Consider the following 15123-nt stretch of genomic DNA (forward strand, 5'->3'; position numbering starts at 1 on the left):
GGGGCGGCCGGACGGGCGCCCGCCGCCGCCGGGGCGGCCGCCGCAGGGGCGGCGGCGGGACCGGGGAACGCATGTCAAGGCTCGCAATCGGCGCGGGGACGGGCGAAAAGGAAATGTGTCGTCGGCGTCGCCGGATATGAAAATGCAAGGACCTGTTCGGTGATTGCGTCCTTGGTGTTTCTTGGTGAAAGCGATGAGCGGTGATGGGGTCATCATCGCAGGTCACGTGGGTAGCACCCGGACAGTGTCGATCTTCTCTTCAAGTCTGCGGTGGCCTTCGTTAAAAGCGGTGATCAGCGCCGGAACGTGCTGCGATGCTGGATCATGGCCGCCCGCGGACCCCATGTTCGGCGGCGGGGAATGCGCGCAGCGTCGCGGCACCGCGGGCACCGCGAAGTCACCTGCCGGTGAGGTTCTGTCAGCGAAGGGACGCGCGAGATGAGAGCCCAGGGGCTGAGCGCCTCCGTCGACTCCAGCGCGTCCGCCGGCCCGGAGGCGCCCCCGGCCCTGCCGCCCCTGCCGCCGCTCCCGCCGCGCCGCCGCCGCGCCCTCGCACCGCTCGCCGTGCTGTACCCGGCCTGCCTCGCCGTCGCGGACGGCTGGGCGATGGCCGCCGCCGTCGCCGTCGCGCGCGGCGCCGGACCGGACGGGGCGCTGCCCGCCGCCGCGGCCGCCGCCCTGGTCGCGCTGAACGCCTCGGGCGGGCTGTACCGGGTGCGGCGCAGCCCGTCGCTGCTCGCGGACGTGCGGCCGGTGCTGGTCCGGACGCTCGTCGTCGGCGCGCTGGCCGCCGCGCTGCTGCCCGTCCTGACGCCCGGCGCGGCCCCGGCGCGGGCCGGGACGGCCGCGTGGCTGCTGATCGCGTCCGTCGCCGGCGTGCTCGCGCTGGCGGCCCGCGCGTTCGGGAACGCCGCGGCCCGCACCTACCGGTGCCGCCGGTCCCGCGCCCGCACGGCCCTCGTCGTCGGGACCGGCGCGACGAGCGACCACGTCGTCGACATCCTGTGCGCGCGCGGCGAGTTCGGGCTCGCCCCGGTCGGGCTCGTCGGGGCCGGCGGCCCGGACGCGGCGTCCGGCCAGCCGGTCCTCGGCGACGCCGCCGACCTGCCCGGCCTCGTCGAGGAGCACGGCGCCGACACCGTCGTGATCGTCGCCGAGGACGTCCACCCCGGCCGGCTCGACGCCGTGCTGCGGATCTGCTTCGGCCTGCCGTGCGAGACGCTGCTCGTCCAGCAGCCCTCGGACGTCGTGCCGGTCGCGCCCGCGCGGCGCGAGTACCTCGCCGGGCTGCCGTGCGCGCGCGTCGACTGGCGGCTGCGCGGCGCGGCGCCCCGGTTCGCCAAGCGCGCCCTCGACCTCGCCGTCGGCCTGGCCGCGCTGGTCCTGGCGGCGCCGGTGCTCGCCGCGTGCGCCGTCGCGGTCCGGCTCGAAGGCGGCCCCGGCGTGCTGTTCCGGCAGCGCCGGATCGGCCGCGGCGGCGAGGAGTTCGTCCTGCTGAAGTTCCGCACGCTCAAGCCCGCGGACGAGCAGGAGTCCGACACCCGCTGGACCGTCGAGGGCGACCGCCGGATGGGGCCCGTCGGCCGGTTCCTGCGCCGCACGTCGCTGGACGAGCTGCCGCAGCTGTGGAACGTCGTCCGCGGCGACATGAGCCTGGTCGGGCCGCGCCCGGAGCGCCCGCACTTCGTGGAGCAGTTCTCCCGGTCGTGCCCCGGCTACATGCTGCGGCACCGCGTCCCGGTCGGCATGACGGGCTGGGCGCAGGTGCACGGCTTCCGCGGCGACACCTCCATCGAGCTGCGGGCCCGCCTCGACAACCACTACATCGACCACTGGACGTTCGCGTCCGACCTGCGCATCCTGCTGCTGACGGTGCGGGCCATGCTGTGCCGGGACGCCGCATGACGGCCGCCGTCCCCCTCCCCTGGCAGAGGGCGCCGCGGACGTCCCGGCGCGCGCTCGCCGGGCTGCTCGCCCGGCCGAGCTGGCTGGTCGCGGCGACCGTCGCGTGCGTCGGCGTCCCGCCCGGCGGGGGCGGCGCGGCCGCGGGCGCCGACGGCGGGGTGCAGGTCACCGCCGGGGACTGCGCGAGCGCCGTCATGATCTTCGCGGCGGCGCTGCTGGTCGCGCGGGGGCGGATCGCGATGCCGCCCCGCGCGCTCTGGGCGTTCGCGCCCCTCGCCGCGACGCTCGGCGTGACGACCGTCGCCTCCCCCGACATCGCGTCCAGCCTGTCCGGGTTCGTGCGGGACGTGCAGATCTTCGTGCTGGTGCCGCTCGCCGTCGTGCTGCTCGTCCGGGACCGCCGCGACCTCGGGATCGTGTTCGGCGCGGTGCTCGGGCTCGGGCTCGGCGAGGCGCTGTACGGGATCTGGCAGGCGGCCACCGGCGCGGGCGCGTCGATCGGCGGCGCGAACGTCCGGGCGGTCGGCACGTTCGGCGCCGTCGACGTCATGGCGATGTCCGTCGTCGTCGGGTTCGCGCTCCTGGTGCTGACGGCGTTCACGCTGGTCGCGCCGCGTTACGGGGCCGCCGCGGTGCCGGTGGCGCTCGCCGGGCTCGGCGTGCTGGCGCTCGCGCTGCTGCTCGCGCTCAGCCGGGGGAGCTGGATCGCGCTCGCCGCCGCCGTCGGGCTGATGCTGCTGGTCTTCGACCGGTGGCTCGCGGTGAAGGCGGCGGTCTGCTGCGCCGCGCTCGGGCTCGTCGCGTTCGGGGTGCTCGGCGGCGGCGCGATCGCGCAGCGGTACGCGTCGATCGCCGGCTCGGTGAGCGCGCCGGACCAGTCCGTCAGCGACCGCTACGACCTGTGGGCCGCCGCCGGGCGGATCTGGGCCGACCATCCCGTCACCGGCGTCGGCGTGAAGAACTTCCCCGCCTACCGGGACACCTACGCGGGCATCGAGCTGTCGTCCGGCAGCGAGACCGACGACCCCGTCAACGGCTACACGCGGCAGCCGCTGCTGTCGCCGCACGACGAGTACCTGCTGATCCTGTCCGAGCAGGGCGCGCTCGGCTTCGCCGGGTTCGCCGCGCTGCTCGGCACGGTCCTGTGGGGACTGTGGACGCGCCGGGACGCCCGCGACCCGTTCTGGCTCATCGGCGCCGCGTTCACGGCGTTCCTGCTCGTCAACTTCCTGTACGCGGACATGGGCGGCCCGACCTGCGTGCTCACCGGCATCCTCCTCGGCGCCGCCGCCTGCCGCGCCTTCGGTCTCCGCCGCGCGCCCGGCACCGGGCCCGCAGGCGAGGAGCGCGGGTGACGGCGGGGGACGCGGCGCCCGGCGCGGCGCGGAAGGCGGCACAGGACGCGGCGCCCGGCGCGGCGCGAAAGGCGGCGCAGGACGCGGCGGCCTGCCCGGCGGACTGCGCGGCGCAGGACGCGGCGCCCGGCGCGGCGCCCGGCGCGGCGTCCGGCGCGGGGCGGGGCGTGTCGATCGGGCGGGCCGCCGCGCTGTCGGGCGTGCTCATCGCCGCCGGCACCGGCCTCGGGTTCCTGCGCGACCTCGTCATGGCGCACCGGTTCGGCGCGAGCGGCGCCACCGACGCGTTCCTCGTCGCCTGGACGATCCCCGAGACCGTGTCGCCGCTGCTCATCGAGGACGCCATGGCGCTGCTCATGGTCCCGGTCGTCACCCGGCTCCTCGCCGGAGGCGGCGGCGTGCGCGCCCTCACCGCGACGACCCTGCCCCGGATGGTCCTCGGTCTCACCGCCGTCACGCTGACGCTCGGGATCGCCGCCCCCGCCGTCGTCGAGGCGCTCGCGCCCGGGCTGTCCGAGCCGGGGCCCGCCGTCCAGTGCGTCCGGCTGACCGCCGTCACCGTCGTCACGTTCGGCGCCGCCGGGTTCATGAGCGCGACGCTGCGCGCCCACCACCGCTTCGGGCCGCCCGCCGCCATCTACCTCGCCTACAACATCGGGATCCTCGCGCTGATCGCCGGGTTCGCCGGGCTCGTCGGGATCATGAGCGCCGCGATCGGCGTCGCCTGCGGCAGCGTGCTCATGGTCGCCGTGCAGCTCCCCGCGTTCGTCCGCTGCCTGCGCGAGGACGCCGCGCCCCGGACCGGCGCCGCCGACCTGCGGCTCGGCCTCGCCGCCGTCGCGCCCGTCGTCGTCTACACCGTCACCCGCCAGGCGCAGGTGTTCGTCGAGCGGTTCATCGGCTCCGGCCTCGCCGCCGGGTCGATCTCGCACCTCAACTACGCGCAGAAGGTCGCGCAGGTCCCGATGGTGCTGTCGCTGCTGATCGTCACCGTGACGTTCCCGCGCCTCGCGCGCGCGTCCGCGGACGGCGACACCGGCGGCGTCGCCCGCCGCATCCGGCAGGACCTCGTCATCGCGGGCGGGCTCGTGCTGAGCGCGTCCGCGTTCCTCGTCGCCTTCGCGCCCGACGTCATCCGGGTGCTGTTCCAGCACGGCGAGTTCACCGCCGCCGACACCCGCGACACCGCCGCCACCCTGCGCGTCTACGCGCTCGGGCTGTGGGGCCAGTCGACCGTCGGGCTCGCCGCCCGCGCGTTCTTCGCGCAGAAGCGGCCGCCGTGGCGGCCCGCGGGCGTCCTCGCGGGCGGCCTCGCCGTCACCGCCGCCGTCTGCGCCGGGTTCGCCGCCCTCGCCGGGACGGCCGCGCTCGCCGCCGCCGACGCCGCCGGCATCACCGCCGCCGCCGTCCTGCTCCTCGCCGGGCTGCGCGCGCGCGTCGCACCGATCCCGCTGCGCCGCGTCGCCGCGGACCTCGCCCGGCTCACCGTCCTCGCGTCCCTCGCCGCCACCGCAGCGCTGCTCGCCACCGGGCCGCTGGGCGCGGCGCCCGCGATCGTCCGGCTCGCCGCCGGCGGCCTCGCCACCGCCGCCGCGTTCGCCGCGCTGATCGCCCTGGCGGGACGCGACCTCATCGCGCCATGGGGCATCCCATGGCCCACATGGAGGCCCGGCGCGTTCGCCCGCCGCGGCCGCACACCTTCCGGGGGAACCAGTGACCCAGCCGACCGAACCGGCGCCGGAGGCGGCGCCGACGACCAGGCCCGCACCGGCGGCCAGGCCCGCGCGGCCTCCGCAGGAGGTCGAACCGCCGCCGCTGGTGCTGATGTACCACTCGATCGATCACTACGATGAGGACCCGCACCTGGTGACCGTCTCGCCGCCCCGGTTCGAGCGGCAGATGGCCTGGCTGCGGGCCCGCGGCCTGCGCGGCGTCGGGATGGCGGAGCTGCTCGCCGAGCACGCCGGGGGACGCGCGCGCGGCCTCGTCGGCCTCACCTTCGACGACGGCTACGCCGACTTCGCCACCCGCGCCCTGCCCGTCCTCGTCCGGTACGGGTTCGGCGCCACCGTCTTCGCCGTGTCCGGGCGGGTCGGCTCGTACAACGCCTGGGACGACGGCCCCCGCAAGCCGCTCATGACCGCCGAGCAGCTGCGCACCGTCGCCGACACCGGCATGGAGGTCGCCTCGCACGGCCGCCACCACGTCCCGCTGCCCGAGGTCGACGACACCGAGCTGCGCGAGGAGCTCGAGGAGAGCCGCGCCGACCTCGAGGACATCACCGGCCGGCAGGTCACCGGCCTCGCCTACCCGTACGGGCGCGCCGGCGCCCGCGAGATCGACGCGGTCCGCGCCGCCGGGTACGACTACGCCTGCCACATCCGCCCGGACGAGCCGTCCCGGCACGCGCTCGGCCGCGCCTACATCGGCGACCGCGACGGCCCCCTGCGGCTGCGCGCCAAGCTCGTCCGGCACCAGATGCAGTGGCGGAGCCGCATGTGACCCGCGTCCTGCACGTCATCACCGGACTGGAGCACGGCGGCGCCGAGCACCAGCTCGCGCTGCTCCTGCGCCACCTGCCCGTGGAGTGCGAGGTGGCGACGCTGACGCGCGCGGGCGTGCTCGGCGACCGGATCCGGTGCGGCGGCGTGCCCGTCCACGAGCTCGGCATGCGCGGGAACCGGGACCTCGCCGCGCTGCCGCGGCTCGTCCGGCTGATCCGCGGCGGGCGGTACGACGTCGTCCACACGCACCTCTACCGCGCCTGCGTCTACGGCCGCGTCGCCGCCCGCCTCGCCGGGACGCCGCGGATCATCGCCACGGAGCACTCCCTCGGCGACGGGCAGATCGAGGGACGCCGCACCACCCGCGCCGTGCGGGCGCTCTACCGGGCGACCGAGCGCCTCGGCTCGATGACGGTCGCGGTGTCCCCGACGGTCGCGGCGCGGCTGCGCGCCTGGGGCGTCCCGCCCGGCCGCGTCACGGTCATCCCCAACGGGATCGACCCCGCCGCCTTCGCCTACGACCCGGAGCGGCGCGCCGCGACCCGCCGCCGCCTCGGCATCCCCATGGACGCCCACGTCGCCGGCACCGTAGGCCGCCTCGTCCCGACCAAGCGGATCGACCTGCTCGTCCGCGCCGCCGCCCGGACGCCCGATGCCCGCCTGCTCGTCGCGGGCGACGGCCCCGAGCGCGCACGGCTCGAACGGCTCGCCGCGGCGCTCGGCCTCACCGGCCGCGCCGTCTTCACGGGCCGGACGGACGACGTCGCGTCCGTCCTCGCCGCGATGGACGTGTACGCCGCGCCGTCCGCGCAGGAGACGTTCGGCGTCGGGGTCCTGGAGGCGCTCGCCGCCGGGCTCCCCGTCGTCCGCACCGCCTGCCCGGCCCTCGACGACCTGCCCCGCGACGAGGCGCCGCACGCCACCCGCCTGCCCGCCGCCGCCGGACCGGACGCCTGGAGCGCCGCCTTCGGGCGCCGCGCCGGACGGGTCCCGGTGCCGCCGGCCGTCCACCGCTACGCCATCGCGGAGCAGGCCGCCGGACTCGCCCGCCTCTACACCGGCGGCGCGCCGAGCGCCGGGCGGACGCGGCCCGCCCGCGAATCCATCCCGACCTGAGGGCACGAGAGAAGGGTCACCCGATGTCGCAACGTGACGCCACCAGGAAGCCGGCCGCCGGGAAACCGGCCCCCGGAGGCGGCCCGCCCGCGGAGGCCGCCGGCGCCGAGGCCGCCCGTCCCGACGCGGCCCGCACCAGGGGCGCTCGCGGCAAGGCCGAGCGCGCCCGGGCCGGCCACGGCAGGACCGGCACCGCCGAGGACGGCCGCCCCAAGCAGGGCCGCGCCAAGGCCCGCCGCGCCGCGCGCCGCGCCGCCGCGACGCCCGGCCGCGCCGCCGGGGCGGTCCTCGGCCGGCTGCGCGCTCCGCTCACCGCGTTCCTCCGCCGGTTCGGGCTGCTCATCGCGCTCGTGCTGAGCGGCTTCCTCGGCGGGCTCGGCTACGCCCTGTTCGCGCCGACCACCTACACCGCCACCGCCTACGTCCTCGTCGTCGACGACGGCGACGGCGGCCAGGGACCCGCCGCGGTCAGCTTCGCGCAGGCGTTCGGCCGCCTCGCGCCGCTGCCCGAGACCCTCGCCTACTCGTCCATCCCGCTGCCGGACGGCGCGATGGCCGCCACCCGCGACCACATCCAGTCGTCCACCTCGCCCGACACGCCGCTCATCAAGCTGGCGGGCAGCGCCGACACCCCGGCCGCCGCCGCCGCGTACGCCAACGCCGCCGCCGACGCCCTCGTCCGCTACGGCACCTCGCACCGCACCGACACCGGCGTCCGGGTCGCGCTGATGAGCATGGCCGCGACGCCGTCGGCGCCGTCGTCGCCGAACCCGCCGCTGGACATCGCCGTCGGCACCGCGTCCGGCGTGCTGCTCGCCGGGCTCGGCGCCGCCGTCCTCAGCGGGCGGCGCGGCCGAACCCATCAGCGGGGCCTGCACGACGCGTCCCGTCCGCCGCGCGGAGCCGTGCCGGGCCCCGCCGCCGAACCCGTGGAGGTGCACTCGTGACGCTGCCGAGCGCGATCCGCCCGAGCCGGGCCGCCGCGCCCGCCGGGGCATGGCAGGTGGAGGTGCGCCGCGACGAGGGCGCCCTCATCGAACTCGCCGGCGAGCTGCGCGACCTGTACGAGCGCAGCCCGGAGGCGACCCCGTTCCAGTCCCACGAATGGCTCAGCGCCTGGTGGGGTTGGTACGGCGTCCGGGGACGGCTGAGGCTCGTCCTCGTCCGCTACCGGGGCCGCCTCGTCGCCGCCGCGCCGCTGATGACCGCGGGCCGCTGGGGCTTCCCCGTGCTGGTGCCGATCGCCGACGAGCAGAGCGACTTCACCGACTTCCTGCTCGACCCCGCCTACGCCGACGGCGCCGTCGAGCACCTCGCGCGCGCCCTGCACGGCATGCGCGGCCGGTGCGCGATCGACCTGCCCGAGGTGCGGCCCGGCTCGGTCGTCCACCAGGTGATGCGGCGCTGGCCCGGACGGACGTGGCCGATGCCCGCGTCGGTGTGCATGGAACTGCCCTGCACCGACATCGCCGAGGTCATGGACCGGCTGCCGCGCCGCAGCGCCGGCAAGATGCGCGCGAAGCTCCGCAAGGTCGACGTCCGGGGCATCACCGTCGAGCCCGTCCCGCCCGAGCAGGCCGCGGACGCGATCGGCGCGCTGCTGGAGATGCACGCCCGGCAGTGGCGCGGCCGGCCGATGAACCCCGAGCACTCCCGCGAGCGGTTCCGCCGGCACCTGGCCGAGGCGGGCGCCGCGATGGTCCGTGAGGGCCGCGCCGCCGTGCTGCGGTACCACTGGGACGGGCGGCTCGTCGCGAGCGACCTCGTCCTCATCGGGCACCGGTTCGTCGGCGCCTACCTGTACGGGGCGATCCCGGAGTTGCGCGACAGCGTGGACGTCACGCTGATGCTGCTGCGCGAGGACCTCGCCCTCGCGCGCGCGCACGGCCGGCAGGCCGTCAACCTGCTGCGCGGCGAGGAGCCGTACAAGCTGAAGTGGCGGCCGAGGCGCGTGCAGAACCAGCGCATCGTCCTCGGCCGCGGCTTCCCGGCGTCCCTGTTCGCGGGCTTCGCCCTGGTCCGCGCGGGCCTCGCCGCCCGCGGCCACCACCGTCCCGCGACGGTGCCGCTGCCCACCCCGCCCCGCGACGACACGGCGAACGAACCCGCGCCGCACGAGCCGGTGCCGCACGAACCCGCGCCGCACGAACCCGCGCCGCACGAACCCGCGCCGCACGAACCCGCGCCGCACGAACCCGCGCCGCATGAGCCCGCGCCGCACGAACCCGTGTCGCACGAGCCCGCGTCGCACGCGGACGGGGCGCCCGGCGGCGCGAAACGGGACGAGGTGCCGCACCCGCGCGACGACGCGCTGCCGGTAGGCGACGACGCCCTGCCGGTGCGCGACGCGGGAGCGGGCGCGCGGAAGGGTGGGCAGTCCGGGCATGGCTGACGCCGCCGAGCCGCTCCGCGTCCTGCACGTCAGCCAGCCGAACGCCGGCGGCGTCGCCGTCTACGTCGGCCAGGCCGTCACCGACCAGCGGCGCCGCGGCTGGGAGGTGGCGGTCGCCTGCCCGCCCGGCGGGGACCTGCCCGCCCGGTGCGCGGCGGCGAGCGTGCCCTGGTTCAACTGGGACGCCGACCGCGCCCCCGGCCCGCGGACGCCGCTGGAGGCGCTGCGCCTGCGCCGCCTCGTCAAGGGCTTCCGGCCCGACGTCGTCCACCTGCACTCCTCGAAGGCGGGCCTCGCGGGGCGCCTGCGCCGCCTCCCGTCCGGGGTGCCGGTGATCTTCCAGCCGCACGGCTGGTCGTGGCTCGCGGCGACCGGGCGGCAGGACGCGGTCAGCCGGTGCTGGGAGCGGTTCGCGGCCCGCCGCGCCGGCGCGCTCGTCTGCGTCGGCGAGGGCGAGCTGCGGGCCGGGATGCGGGCCGGGCTCCGCGGCCCGTTCCGGCTCGTCCGCAACGGCGTGGACCGGCGCCGGTTCCGGCCCGCCGACGCGTCCGCCCGGCTCGCCGCGCGGACCCGGCTGGGGCTGCCCGCCGCCGCGCCGCTCGCCGTGTGCGTCGGCCGCGTGACCCGGCAGAAGGCGCAGGACGTGCTGGTCGCGGCGTGGCCCGCGGTCGCCGCCCGGTGCCCGTCCGCGCTCCTCGCGATCGTCGGGGACGGCGAGGACCTCGACGCGCTCCGCCGCCGCCCGGCGCCGGGCGTCCGGCTCGTCGCGGCCGTGCGGGACCCGCGGGACTGGCTGGCCGCCGCGAACGTCGTCGTGCTGCCGTCCCGCTGGGAGGGGCTGCCGCTGACCGCGCTGGAGGCGCTCGCCACCGGCCGGTCCCTCGTCGGGACGGACATCCCCGGCATCGCGGAGGTCGTCCGTCCCGGGCTCGGCGCTCTCGTGCCGGTCGACGACCCGGGCGCGCTCGCCGACGCGATGGCGGCGCGGCTGCTGTTCCCGGGGGTCGCGGAGCGGGAGGGCCGCGCGGCGGCGGAGGCCGCGGCCGGCTACGACATCGCCGAGACGGTCGCGCGCCTCGCCGCCGTCACCCTCGAGGTGGCGGGCCGGGGCGGAACGGCGCCGGACGGCGTGGCCCGCGAGCTCGCGGAGGCCGGGGACCTGGGCGTCGACGTCCTCGCCGGTTCGGAGGTCCTCGCGATGTCGGGCGCGGGACGCCTCGGCGGCGGGTTCACCGGCGGCGGGTGCACCGGCGGTTCGGGCGGCCCGGGCGGGGCGCTCGGCGGTGCCGGAGCCGGGGCGGGCGCCCCGGAAGCCGGTGCCGGGCCGCCCCCCGCAGGCGGCACGGTTCCCGCGGGCGGCACGGTTCCTGCAGGTGGCACGGTTCCTGCAGGCGACACGGCTCCCGACGGCGGCACGGCTCCCGCAGGCGGTACCGCTCCCGAAGGCACCGAAGGCGCCGTCCCCGGAGGCACCGTCCCTGAAGGCGCCGTCCCCGAAGGCGGGGCGGACTGCGGCGCGACCGCCGGGGGCGCCGCCGGGCCGGGCGGCGGCGCCGAGGGCGGCGGGGCGATGGGCGGCGTCGCGACGTTGCCCGACTCCGCGGGCGACGGCGCCGTCACGCCGCCGAACAGCTCGCGGTAGACCCGCGCCGAGCGCGGGTTGGCGCCGCATTCCCACACGCCGTGCGGGCAGTAGTCCGTGATCGACTGGTAGGCCACGTTATGCGACATGATCCAGTCATGCATTCCCTGGATATATTCGGGGTTGTCGGAGTTGCGGAACAGACCCCATTCCGGAAAGGAGATGGGCTTTCCGCGGGCCGCGGCGAAGTCCGCCTGGGCCTTCATCCCGTACGGCTCGTCGATGTAGTCCTGGAAGGACTCTCCGGGCGGCTGGTCATAGCTGTCGGAACCGATGACGTCCACCACGTCGTCGCCCGGATAGCACTCCGTCCACGGGACCGCGTCGTGGCCGCGGTTCGGCGCGAAATCGAACCGGAAACGCGCGCCGGGCACCGCGCGCATCGCCGCGACGATGCGCCGCCAGTACACCCTCCACGCGTCCGGGTCGGGCGCGCAGCGGCCGTCGTAGACGTCGCCGTTCATCTCCCAGCCGAGGACGATCACCGTGTCGCCCGCGTTCAGCGAGACCAGGTGCCGCGCGAGCGCCTGGTAGTGCCCGTCGAACGCGCCGGACGCGCCGCCGCGCAGCAGCGATGCCACCACGACCGGCTGCAGCCCCGCCTCGTTCGGCGCCATCATCGGCACGTTGACGACCAGCAGCCGGCGCGGGTCGGCCTCCCGCCAGCGCGTCCACGGCTGCAGGATCTGCGGGGGCCCCTCGACGTCGTCCCAGGAGTCGCCCGGCAGGTAGGTGCGCCCGACGGTGACCGTCGAGCCGAGCCAGCGCTGGAACCGCTCCACCCGGGCGACGCCCTCCGCACCCGAACCGAGAAACGCCCCCAACGGAACGTAATTGGCCGTTCTGTGCGCGGCCTGCGGCCGGAACCAGCCGACCAGAGTGGACGCGGCGAGCGCGACCAGGACGGCGGAGGCGAGCAATACCGGCGCGAACGGGAAGAACGCGGCGCGCCTTTTTCGCCGCGTTTCCTGCGGCCGCCGCCCGGTCGAATGGATATTCGCAGCTCGCATGCGTATCGTATGCCCGTTGGCGGCCGCAGCGAACGAATCGGCCAAGCGGCCGATCACAAAATTTACCTTGAAAGGGAAGGCACGCCGTGCGCCAAGACCCGCCGCCGGAACCGGCCGGCTGACCCGGATGTTCCTCGACACCCGCACCCCGCCGGGGCCGCTCCTGGACCCCGGGCTGCCCGTCCTGCTGCTGCGCACCGACCACAATTTCTTCCACCACGGAAGCCTCGGCGCGATCCGTTCGCTCGGCCGCGCCGGAGTGCCGGTGCACGCCATCCTGGAGGGCCGCGCCAGCCCGGTGTCCCGGTCCCGCTACCTGTACCGGGGGCATCCGTGGGCGCCGCCCGCCGAGCGCCCCGCCGAGCTGGCCGCCCACCTGCACCGGATCGCCGAGCGGATCGGCCGCCCGGCGCTGCTGCTGCCCGTCGACGACGCCGGCGCGCTGTTCGTCGCCGAGCACGCCGAGGCGCTCGCGCCCGCGTTCGTCTTCCCGCGCCAGGACCCCGACGTCCCGCGCCGCGTCGCGGACAAGTCGCAGCTCATCGCCGCGCTCCGGGAGCACGGCGTGCCGTGCCCGCAGAGCCGCACGCCGCGCAGCGCCGCCGACGTGGAGGACGCCGCCGCCGAGCTCGGCCTGCCGCTGATCGCCAAGTGGGCGCGGCCGTGGCGGCTGCCGCCGGGCATGCGCAGCACCACCGTCGCGCACACCCTGGACGAGGCGTACCGGCTGTTCGCGGCCGGGCTCCGGCGCGACCCGGACGGCGGCGCCGGCCCGCTGATCCTGCAGCGGCGCATCCCGAAGGCCGGCGGCGACTGGTTCTTCCACGGCTACTTCGACGCGTCCCTGGACTGCCTGTTCGCCGCGACCGGGCGCAAGCACCTCGCGCACCCGCCGCAGGCGGGCCACACGGTCGCCGGGGAGTGGACCCGCAACCCCGAGCTGGAGCGCCTCGCGGTGCAGACCGTGCGGACGCTCGGCTGCCGGGGCCCGGTCGACCTGGACTTCCGGTTCGACGCCGGGACCGGCGCCTACCATCTGCTGGACTTCAACCCGCGGATCGGCGCGCAGTTCCGGCTGTTCACCGACCGGCGCGGGCTCGACCTCGTCCGCGTCCTGCACCTGGACCAGTCCGGGCGGGACGTCCCGCCGGCGCTGCCTGCGTTCGGCCGCCGGATGCTGGTGGAGAACCACTACCTGCGGCAGTCGCTCGGGCGGCCGCTGCTGCGCGCGGGGACCCTCCGCCCGCTGCGCGAGGCCGACGAGCTGGCCTGGTACGCCGGCGACGACCTGCCGCCGTTCCTGGCCATGGGCGGGCAGAGCGTGCTGCGCGCCGCCGGGCGCGCGCGGGGGCGCGCGCCCCGCCCGGCCGGCCGCTGAGCCGGCCGGGCCGCATCACCGGCGGCGCCCGGGGAGGCGGCGCCATCACAGCACTGACACACATCGGGGGAACCAGAAATGACCGACTCGGTCAGCGACGTCGTCATCGTCGGCGCCGGGCCCTACGGCCTGTCGACCGCCGCGCACCTGCAGAACCTCGGGCTCGAGGTGCGGATCATCGGCACGCCCATGGAGTACTGGGCCACCAGCATGCCCGAGGGCATGCACCTGAAGTCCGAGCCGTTCGCGTCCAGCCTCGGGGCGCCGCAGGACGGCCTGCGCTTCACCGACCGCCACCCCGAGTGGCGGCTCGGCCAGCCGATCCCGCTGGACACCTTCGTCGCCTACGGCCGCTGGTTCGCCGAGCAGGCGGTGCCGGACGTCGAGGCCGGCCAGGTGGTGAAGGTCGAGCGGGGCGGCCCGGCCGGGTACGAGGCCACCCTCGCCACCGGCGAGGTGATCGCGTCCCGCACCGTCGTGGTCGCGGTCGGCGTCGGCCCGTTCGCGCACGTCCCCGAGGAGCTGGCGGGCATGCCGTCCTGGCTCGTCTCGCACAGCGGCGAGCACCGGGACCTGAGCCTGTTCGCGGGCAAGGACGTCGCGGTCGTCGGGGCCGGGCAGTCGGCGCTGGAGACGGCGGTGCTGCTCGCCGACGCGGGCGCGCACCCGCACGTCATCGCGCGGCGCGGCGAGATCGACTGGAACACGGTGCCGAAGGAGCACCGCACCCTCGGCGAGCGGCTGCGGCAGGGCCCGCGGTCCGGGCTCGGCACCGGGTACCGGACGTGGCTGTGGGCGGAGCGGCCCGGCGTCGTCCGGTACCTGCCGGAGCGGACGCGGCTGCGGCTGGTCCGCGAGACGCTGCCGCCCGCCGGGGCGTGGTGGCTGCGGGACCGGCTGGACGAGCGGGTCCGCGTGTCGGCGGGCCGGCGGCTCGTGAAGGCCGTCGAGCAGGACGACGTCATCGCGATCACCACCGTCGACCGGACGGGTCGGCGCCTCGTCGTCGAGGCCGAGCACGTGATCGCGGCGACCGGGTTCGTGCCGCAGGTGGAGCGGCTGAAGCTGCTGTCGCCGGAGCTGCGGGTGCGGGTGGACAGCCGCCTCGGCGCGCCGGTGCTCAGCGCCAACTTCGAGTCGTCGATGCCGGGCCTGTACTTCGCGGGGCTGGCGGCGGCGCCGACGTTCGGGCCGGTGATGCGGTTCGTGCACGGCGCAAACTTCGCGGCGCGCCGGATCGCCCGCCACATCGTCCACCGGACGCCCTCGGCGAGCGGCGCGGCGCGGCGGCCTGCGCCGGCCCTGGAGGCCGACCCGAGGTAGCGCCTGGACGGCGCCGGAGGGTGACGGTAGGCGCCGGGCAGAGGATCTTCCTCCCGGGGAGAAGAAATCTCACGGGGAGGAAGATCCTTCACCGGACGGGACGACGCCGGTGGCGCGCCGGGGCGGGCGCGCCACCGGCGCCCGCTTCCGCGGGGCCGCGCGGGCGGAGCGCGGCGGGATCAGCGCCAGTGCGGGCGGGCCCGGCGGCGGACCCGTTCGACCCGGGCGGTGGCGACGGCCCATTCGAGCCGGGACCACAGCGTCCAGAACCGGGTCCATTCCGGCCGGGTGCGCGCGAGGATCCGCTCCGGCCTGCGGAAACGGCGCGCGAGGCGGATGCCCTCGCGGCTGACCGAGTAGCGGACCGGGCGGGTCGCGCGGGGCGAGCGGGGTGCGGCGGCGGCGCGCGGGAGCACCGTCCTGCGCGGCGACCACGACCATGCGTTCACGGGGGAGGGGGCGGGCATGCGGTCGGCTCCTCGATTAGACGGCCACCTT

General features: G+C 77.0%; 11 protein-coding genes. 10 read left to right on the forward strand and 1 reads right to left on the reverse strand.

The genetic code is table 11. The features are described from left to right. Positions 1-438 precede the first annotated feature (438 nt). The 10 genes from J4557_RS15095 to J4557_RS15140 all read left to right on the forward strand — a co-directional run bounded on the left by J4557_RS15095 (position 439) and on the right by J4557_RS15140 (position 14625). On the forward strand, positions 439-1905 hold the full coding sequence (locus J4557_RS15095; protein WP_208267160.1) for a sugar transferase: 1467 nt from the start codon (positions 439-441) through the stop codon (positions 1903-1905). Continuing rightward, on the forward strand, positions 1902-3260 hold the full coding sequence (locus tag J4557_RS15100; RefSeq protein WP_208267161.1) for an O-antigen ligase family protein: 1359 nt from the start codon (positions 1902-1904) through the stop codon (positions 3258-3260). The genes J4557_RS15095 and J4557_RS15100 overlap by 4 nt, the downstream gene beginning before the upstream one ends. Beyond that, positions 3257-5113, forward strand: coding sequence for a lipid II flippase MurJ (locus J4557_RS15105; RefSeq protein ID WP_307799814.1), 1857 nt, complete (start codon positions 3257-3259; stop codon positions 5111-5113). The genes J4557_RS15100 and J4557_RS15105 overlap by 4 nt, the downstream gene beginning before the upstream one ends. Further along, complete coding sequence (locus J4557_RS15110; protein WP_208267162.1) at positions 5085-5762, forward strand: polysaccharide deacetylase family protein; 678 nt, start codon at positions 5085-5087, stop codon at positions 5760-5762. The genes J4557_RS15105 and J4557_RS15110 overlap by 29 nt, the downstream gene beginning before the upstream one ends. Beyond that, positions 5759-6880, forward strand: coding sequence for a glycosyltransferase (locus tag J4557_RS15115; RefSeq protein WP_208267163.1), 1122 nt, complete (start codon positions 5759-5761; stop codon positions 6878-6880). The genes J4557_RS15110 and J4557_RS15115 overlap by 4 nt, the downstream gene beginning before the upstream one ends. Before the next feature lie 23 nt (positions 6881-6903). Next, a complete protein-coding gene (locus J4557_RS15120; protein WP_208267164.1) occupies positions 6904-7827 on the forward strand; it encodes a Wzz/FepE/Etk N-terminal domain-containing protein in 924 nt (307 codons plus the stop codon). After that, positions 7824-9272, forward strand: a complete 1449-nt coding sequence (locus J4557_RS15125) for a GNAT family N-acetyltransferase (protein WP_208267165.1) — start codon at positions 7824-7826, stop codon at positions 9270-9272. The genes J4557_RS15120 and J4557_RS15125 overlap by 4 nt, the downstream gene beginning before the upstream one ends. After that, positions 9265-10914: a glycosyltransferase gene (locus tag J4557_RS15130; RefSeq protein WP_208267166.1), complete on the forward strand. Its 1650-nt coding sequence runs from the start codon at positions 9265-9267 to the stop codon at positions 10912-10914. The genes J4557_RS15125 and J4557_RS15130 overlap by 8 nt, the downstream gene beginning before the upstream one ends. Positions 10915-12051: 1137 nt before the next feature. Then, positions 12052-13302 (forward strand): carboxylate--amine ligase, encoded by a 1251-nt coding sequence (locus tag J4557_RS15135; protein ID WP_208267167.1) that lies wholly within the window; start codon positions 12052-12054, stop codon positions 13300-13302. A 78-nt stretch (positions 13303-13380) separates the two neighbouring features. Next, positions 13381-14625 (forward strand): FAD-dependent oxidoreductase, encoded by a 1245-nt coding sequence (locus tag J4557_RS15140; RefSeq protein WP_208267168.1) that lies wholly within the window; start codon positions 13381-13383, stop codon positions 14623-14625. A 179-nt stretch (positions 14626-14804) separates the two neighbouring features. Here J4557_RS15140 and J4557_RS15145 read toward each other — a convergent pair whose 3' ends face one another. After that, complete coding sequence (locus tag J4557_RS15145; RefSeq protein ID WP_208267169.1) at positions 14805-15092, reverse strand: hypothetical protein; 288 nt, start codon at positions 15090-15092, stop codon at positions 14805-14807. Positions 15093-15123: the final 31 nt, after the last annotated feature.

The organism is Actinomadura nitritigenes, from assembly GCF_017573545.1.
Classification (GTDB): domain Bacteria; phylum Actinomycetota; class Actinomycetes; order Streptosporangiales; family Streptosporangiaceae; genus Spirillospora; species Spirillospora nitritigenes.